A 4801-nucleotide genomic window follows, 5' to 3' on the forward strand; every position below is an offset into this window, starting at 1 on the left:
GCCCTGACGGCGCTGGCCACGGCTCCCACCGCATCGGCAGACTCGTACAACGGATGCGCGTGGCCCAGGGTCTGCTTCTACCAGACGAACGCCCAGTGGAACAGCGCCAGCCCCACAGCCGCGTATCAGGATGTCACCACCGCCTACCAGAACCTCGGCCCCAACAGCCGTGGCGCGGACTGGGTCAACAACACCCGCAATGACGACCGGGCCTATCTCCGCTACATCGTCAACAGCAGCGGCGCAACGCAGTACCTGTGCCTCCCGCCGAATCACCACGTGAACTTCTCCTCGGCCTTCACCGTGACCGGCATCAGGATCGACACGGCAGCCACTTGCCCGTGAGCTCAGTGCAAGGAGTGGACAGGGGCTCGGCGGCGATGGGCGCCGAGCCCCTGTCGGTCTCAGTGGAAGACCCGTTCCACGAACGCGTCGAGGTTGCCGCGCAGGCGCTCGATCTGCTGCTCGACCGTGAGGGACTCCTCCATACGCCCGCCCGGTGCCGCCTTCTTCTTGCCCCGTACGTACAACGAGCAGTCCAGGTCGGTGCAGACGTAGAGGCCCACCGAGTTGCCTTCGCGGCCGGCCCGGCCTGCCTTGGGGGCGGTCATGAGGGAGACGCCGCTGCCGGGATGCGTGGTCAGGCACAGCGAGCACAGGCTGCGGCGCAGGAAGCCGCGGTTGCCTGAGGCGGAGCGCAGGGACAGCCCGACGAGTCCATCGGCGCGTTCGACGACGAGGTACTTGCGATCGGGCGCGGACAGATCGAACCAGCCCAGGAAGTCCAGGTCGTCCCAGTGGTCGAGGTCCGCCAGGTTCTTGGGCAGGGGGAGGCGTTTGGCCTCGCCCTTCGAGCAGTTGGCGAACGAGGTGCGGATGTCGTGCTCGGTCAGGGGTTTCATGATGGATCCTTCGAGGGGTGCGGCGGACGGGGGCGGGACACGGCCCCGGCTCACTGGGCCGGTGTGTCGTTCCCGGCGTGCCGGGGCGTCTTGGGTCGTACGGTGAGGCCCGCTACCAGGGCGGCGAGCAGCAGGACGGCCGCCGAGCACCGGTAGGCGAGGGAGAAGCCGTGCACCATGCCGTCGTCCAGGCTCGCGCCGCCGTGGGCCGCATCGTGCACGTGCGAGTGGAGGTAACGGCTGGTCGCGCCGGTGGCGATGGTGTTGAGCAGTACGGTGCCCAGCGAAGCGCCCATTTGCTGAACGGTGTTGAGGACGGCCGAGGCCACACCGGCGTCCTGCGCGGGCACGCCGGCGGTGGCCGTCGCGTAGACCGGCATGAAGGTCAGGCCCATGCCCAGACCGAGCAGCAGCAGGGCGGGCAGCACGTGCGTCACGTACTGCGCATGCACGGTCAGGCTGCTGAGCAGCACCATGCCGGCGGCGGCCAGCACCATGCCGGACGACATCAAGGTGCGCGGCGCCGTGCGGGGCAGCAGGCGGGCCGCGATCTGGGTCGCGCCGATGACGATCCCGGCCGAGATCGGCACGAAGGCCAGGCCTGTCCGCACCGGCGGGTAGCCGAGGACGACCTGCAGGTAGTACGTCAGGAACAGGAAGACGCCGAACATGCCGACGGTGGCCAGGCCCATCGTCGCCAGCGATCCGGCCCGCACACGGTCCCTGACGATGCGCAGCGGCAGCAGCGGGCTCTCCGCGCGGCTCTGCCACCACACGAAGGCGGCGAGCAGCATCACCCCGACCACGAGCAGCGTGAGCACCAACGGGCTGGTCCAGCCGCGGGGTTCGGCCTCGCTGAAGCCGTACACGAGGGCGACGAGCCCGCCGCAGCCAAGGAGCGCGCCGCGCCCGTCCAGGTGCCCGCCCCGGCGGCCGGAGCCGTCGCGCAGGAAGGCCGGTGCGCCGAGCAGGGCGGCCAGCGCGATGGGCACGTTGACGTACAGGGACCAGCGCCCGTTCAGGTACTCGGTCAGCAGACCGCCCACGATCAGTCCGACCGCGCTGCCGCCGCCGGCCAGCGCACCGTAGACCCCGAACGCCCTGGCCCGCTCCTTGGGGTCGGTGAACGTCGTCGTCAGCAGCGACAGGGCCGAGGGCGCCAGGACCGCCGCGAACGCGCCTTGCAGGGCCCGCGCCGCGAACAGCATCCAGGGACCGGCCGCCGCGCCGCCCAGCGCGGAGGCCGCGGCGAACCCGGCCAGGCCGATGACGAAGGCGCGCTTGCGGCCCACCAGATCGGTGATCCGGCCGCCGAGCAGCAGCAGCCCGCCGAAGGCCAGCGTGTAGGCGGTGATCACCCACTGCCGGTCGGCGTCCGACATGCCGAGAGCGTGCTGGGCGGAGGGCAGCGCGATGTTCACGACGGTGCCGTCAAGGATCACCATCAGCTGGGCGAGGGCGATGACGGCCAGCGCCCACCAGCGCTTCGGATCCGGTGCCGGAGTCGTGGCGCGAGCCTCGCGGTCCGGGGAACGGCCGGTGGCCGTGGAAGGGGCGGGGGAAGGAGAGGACGGGAGGGATTCCCCTCCGGGACGTTTCTTGCTCAAGGCGATCACGCATGTTTCGTGTCGAAGTGCTGTCGGGACAGCCGGCCAGGGACGGTCGCAGGGGTGACGACGGGCCGGTGTACGCAGCACGGGGACACGGCAGGGCGATGGGGCAGCGGGAACCACGGACAGCACCCGGGGCCTGCCTCGCCAACTGCGTGTCACTCACGCCGGCGCTCTTGCCGGTCGTGAGACGGAAAGTGCCGAGATCACGGTGACCAGCAAGAGAAGGGCCCGTCTTCGGGCGCGCGCCCCCGCGGTCCGCGCGGCGACGAACCGCGCGGGCCAGGACATCTCGTGACGCGGCATCTCAGGAAGATGCCGAAGACAAGAAACAGGAAGGGGGGAAGAGTTACCGCGCGCCGCAGAGGAGGGAGGGCACACGGCCGGAGGCAACTATGGCCGCAACGCATTCAGCACGGTCCATGTCTCTCGCCTCCTTCCGGGCAGGGCACGCGGTGCGTGTCGACGCCGAGCGCGCCGAGCGGAGCGGCAGAGAACCTGCCGCGCAAAATCCCGGAAAGGCTATCCCATGGACACCACCACGCAACCGGATTTTCCGACCGCCCGCACACCACACACGGACGGGGCGGTGTTGACCCTGCGACGGGATCAGCTGTCCGACCGGTACGGGGGAGCGGGCGGGGCCGGGCTCAGCCGTGCTTGCGGGTGACATCGGGCCTGGCGTGGCGAGGATGGCCGCGGCGGCGCGGGTGGTCGGTGAGAATGCCCGAATGGAAGTCACCTTGATCGCCGTGGTGGGTGTCGCGAGCATCGTGGCCGTCGCCGCGTTCTCCCAGCGCCTGGGCCTGGCCGCACCGCTGAGCCTGGTCGTGGTGGGCATCGCGCTGAGCTTCGTGCCCGGCGTACCGGTGGTGGAGACCGACCCGGAGTGGGTGCTCGCCGGTGTGCTCCCGCCGCTGCTCTACTCGGCCGCCGTGAACATGCCCGCGACGGACTTCCGCCGCGACCTCAGGTCCATCGGCGGGCTCGCCGTGCTGCTGGTGGTGGCGTCGACGCTGGGCGCGGGGTGGCTGGTGCATCTTCTGGTGCCCGATCTGGGCTGGCCCGCGGCGTTCGCGCTCGGAGCGGTGATCAGCCCGACCGACGCGGTCGCCGCGACGTCCGTGGGCCGCAAACTGGGGCTTCCTTCCCGGCTCCTGACCCTGCTCGAGGGGGAGGGGCTGGTCAACGACGCATCGGCCCTGGTGCTGCTGCGCTCGGCGATCGCCGCGTTGGCCGCGTCGGTGTCGGTGTGGAGCGTGGCGGGCAAGTTCGTGCTCTCCGTGGTGATCGCGGTGGCGATCGGCATGATCGTCGGCATCGTGAACGTCAAGGTCCGGGCCCTGCTCGACGACACCGTCCTGAACACGGCCATCTCGTTCGTGGTGCCCTTCGTGGCGTTCGTGCCCGCGGAGGAGTTCGACGCGTCCGGGGTGCTGGCCGTGGTCGTCACGGGCCTGGTGACCGGGCACCTCGGCCCCCGGCTGCTGCGCGCCCAGGACCGGCTCGGCGAGGAGATGAACTGGCGCACGCTCGCCTTCCTGCTGGAGAGCGCCATTTTCCTGTTGATGGGGCTGAGCCTGAAGACCCTCATCGACGAGGCGCACACGCACGCCAACGGCATGGGCGCGTGGTGGGCCTTCCTCTACGGGCTAGCCCTGACCGGGTTCGTCATCGTCGTGCGCATCGTGTTCGTGGTGCCGCTGATGGCACTGGTCCGGCGTGACGAGCGCCGGGCCGCCGCGGCCAAGCCGTTGATCGAGAGCTGGCAGGACCGCCTGGCCACGTTCGACCTCACCGAGCGGTTCGGCACACGCAAGAAGGAGCGGATCGAGCGCCGGGTCACTCGGGTCGGCGCCGACATCGAGTTCCGGCTCAACGAGACACTGGGTTGGCGCGGCGGGGTCGTGCTGGCCTGGTCCGGGATGCGCGGCGCGATCACCGTGGCGGCGGCCCAGACGCTGCCCGAAGAAACGCCCTACCGGCCGCAGTTGATCCTGATGGCGTTCGTCGTGGCCGCGGTCACCCTGCTGTTGCAGGGGCTGTCGCTGCCGGCCGTGATCCGCACCGTCAAGGTGCCCGGCGACGATGTCACACGCCTGCGCAAGGACTACGGGCTGCTGATGAGAGCTCTGTCGCAGGCAGCGGACGAGGCTCTCGACGCCCGGGCCGAGCGCGACGGCATCGCCCCGGCCGTCGTGGAACGGGCGCGCGTGGACAGCCTGTTCAGCGCCACACGCACCGGACGGGGCCAGCAGCCCGGACCCGACCCCGAGGCCCGCCTGGAGC

4 protein-coding genes are annotated in these 4801 nt (G+C 70.7%); 2 read left to right on the forward strand and 2 right to left on the reverse strand.

Features of this window, described 5'->3' with window-relative positions; genetic code table 11:
- Nucleotides 1-345: hypothetical protein (locus ACQKIP_RS39965; RefSeq protein ID WP_427745293.1), on the forward strand; the 345-nt coding region annotated here is incomplete at its 5' end.
- Between the two features lie 59 nt (nucleotides 346-404).
- On the opposite strand, the gene ACQKIP_RS39970 is transcribed toward ACQKIP_RS39965, so the two are convergent.
- Nucleotides 405-902 (reverse strand): FBP domain-containing protein, encoded by a 498-nt coding sequence (locus ACQKIP_RS39970; protein ID WP_365864331.1) that lies wholly within the window; start codon nucleotides 900-902, stop codon nucleotides 405-407.
- Nucleotides 903-952: 50 nt separating this feature from the next.
- Entirely contained in the window at nucleotides 953-2509 is a 1557-nt protein-coding gene (locus tag ACQKIP_RS39975) for an MFS transporter (RefSeq protein ID WP_365864334.1), read from the reverse strand.
- A 734-nt stretch (nucleotides 2510-3243) separates the two neighbouring features.
- Here ACQKIP_RS39975 and ACQKIP_RS39980 point away from each other — a divergent pair.
- On the forward strand, nucleotides 3244-4801 hold a 1558-nt coding region (locus ACQKIP_RS39980), incomplete at its 3' end, for a cation:proton antiporter (protein ID WP_427745294.1).

Source organism: Streptomyces sp. NPDC059900 (assembly GCF_050270335.1).
Lineage (GTDB): Bacteria > Actinomycetota > Actinomycetes > Streptomycetales > Streptomycetaceae > Streptomyces.

Excerpts from the sequence above, each read along its gene's own strand:
- ACQKIP_RS39970 (WP_365864331.1), bottom strand. The coding sequence starts at position 902 with ATGAAACCCCTGACCGAGCACGACATCCGCACCTCGTTCGCCAACTGC.